Annotated in this window: 1 protein-coding gene and 2 pseudogenes; 2 read left to right on the forward strand and 1 reads right to left on the reverse strand. The window is 73.0% G+C overall.

The window, feature by feature from the left end; translation table 11 throughout:
* Nucleotides 1-238: pseudogene (locus tag ABNT58_RS11745) on the forward strand (hypothetical protein); the annotation flags it as partial.
* Nucleotides 235-1,341, forward strand: a complete 1,107-nt coding sequence (locus ABNT58_RS11750) for a four-carbon acid sugar kinase family protein (RefSeq protein ID WP_348753661.1) — start codon at nucleotides 235-237, stop codon at nucleotides 1,339-1,341. The pseudogene ABNT58_RS11745 and the gene ABNT58_RS11750, both read left to right, overlap by 4 nt.
* A gap of 15 nt (nucleotides 1,342-1,356) precedes the next feature.
* On the opposite strand, the pseudogene ABNT58_RS11755 reads toward ABNT58_RS11750, so the two are convergent.
* Nucleotides 1,357-1,617, reverse strand: a pseudogene (locus tag ABNT58_RS11755) (hemerythrin domain-containing protein); the annotation flags it as partial.

Below are 1,617 nucleotides of genomic sequence, written 5' to 3' on the forward strand. Positions count from 1 at the left end.
CAACGCCGGCATGTTGAGCGAAACCTCGGCCGAAGTGGCCGCCGTCAAGCGCGCATTCGCGCAATCGGCGCGGGTGCGGCGCCTGCTGGTCGATGCCTCCAAGTTCCGCGCCGCGGCGCTGATGCGCGTGCTGCCGCTGCGCACCTTCGACCAGGTGCTGACCGACGACGCCATCAGCGAGGCCGACGTGGAGCAGGTGCGCACGCTGGGCGTGGACCTGCTGCGCGTGAAGCCATGAGCGCCCGCCTCCGGCTGCTGGCCGACGACCTGACCGGCGCGCTGGACAGCGCAGCCGCCTTTGCCGGCAGCGTGCCGGTGGGGCTGGGGCGCGTGCCCGTGGGCGCCGCAGCCGGCGTGGTGGCCGTGGCCACGCCCACGCGCGACCTGCCGCCGGCCGAACTGCCGGCGCAGCTGGCCGGGCTGGTCGACTGGTTCGTGGGTGGCGACATCGCCTTCAAGAAGGTGGACAGCCTGCTGCGGGGCAACACCTTTGCCGAATGCGCCTACCTGGCGCGGGCTGGCGGCTTTGATGAGCTGGTGTTTGCGCCGGCCTACCCGGCGCAAGGCCGCATCACGGTGGGCGGGCGGCACCTGGTGGTCACGGGTGGGCAGCCGGCCAGCGTGGTCGAGTCGATTCCGGCTTCGTTCGCCGCCGCGGGCCTGGGCAGCGAGGGTGCCCGGCTGCACGTGCCCGACGTGCGCACCGATGCCGACCTGCAGCGACTGGTGACCGAGGGCCTGGCGGCGGATGGCGCGCCGCCGCGGCGGCGCCTGTGGTGCGGCAGCGCAGGGCTGGCGCAGGCGCTGGCGGCGCATGTGGGCAGCCAGGCCGCGTTGATGGCCGAGCCGGCAGCGCCGCCGTCAGGCAGCGGCCTGTTGATGCTGGGCGCCAGCCACCATGCGGTGGTGCGCCGCCAATGGGCGCACCTGCGCGCACAAGAGCCCGACGCGGTGCTGGTGCGCGAAGGTGACGACCACGAGTTCGCCAGCGCCTGCCAGCGCATGGCCGCCCCCTATGGCCAGACCTTGCTGGAGCTCTCGCCCCTGCAAAAGCTGACACCCGCTCAAGCCGCTGAGCTGCTGCAGGCCCAGCTGGCCACGCTGGTCCAGCGCATCGCGCCACCCGGCACGTTGTTGGTGATCGGTGGCGACACCTTGCTGGCCGTGTGCTGCGCCACCGGCGTGGAACATCTGCAGACGCGGCCCGCCCGGCGTGCCGGCTGGGGCTGCGCGCAGCTGGTGGGCGGCCGCTGGTCGGGCGTGGTGGGCCACTCGCGCTCAGGCGCGTTCGGCGATGAAGCGGACTTGAGCGAGATGCTGCGGGTCGTGACCCAGGCTTGAGCGAAGCATCGCCCCTCAGCCGCCCGACCCCATCGGCGGGCCCAGCCCGATCGGCGCCGGCACCAGGTTGACGATGCGGGTGTACAGCGCCGCATAGTCGGGCGCCGGCTCGTGGCCGGTGAAGGGGTCGCGGTTCTGGCCGAAGGCTTCGTCCAGTTCGGCCCAGTCGGCCGCGGTCAGCACCCGTTCGGCCAGCGGCAGCATCTGCTGCTCTTCCAGCGCCATGTGGGCGCGGTAGTGGTCCACGTACCACTGCACCGCGCGCTCGAAGTGCCC

It is taken from the genome of uncultured Aquincola sp., assembly GCF_964001545.1.
Taxonomy (GTDB): Bacteria; Pseudomonadota; Gammaproteobacteria; order Burkholderiales; family Burkholderiaceae_C; genus Aquincola.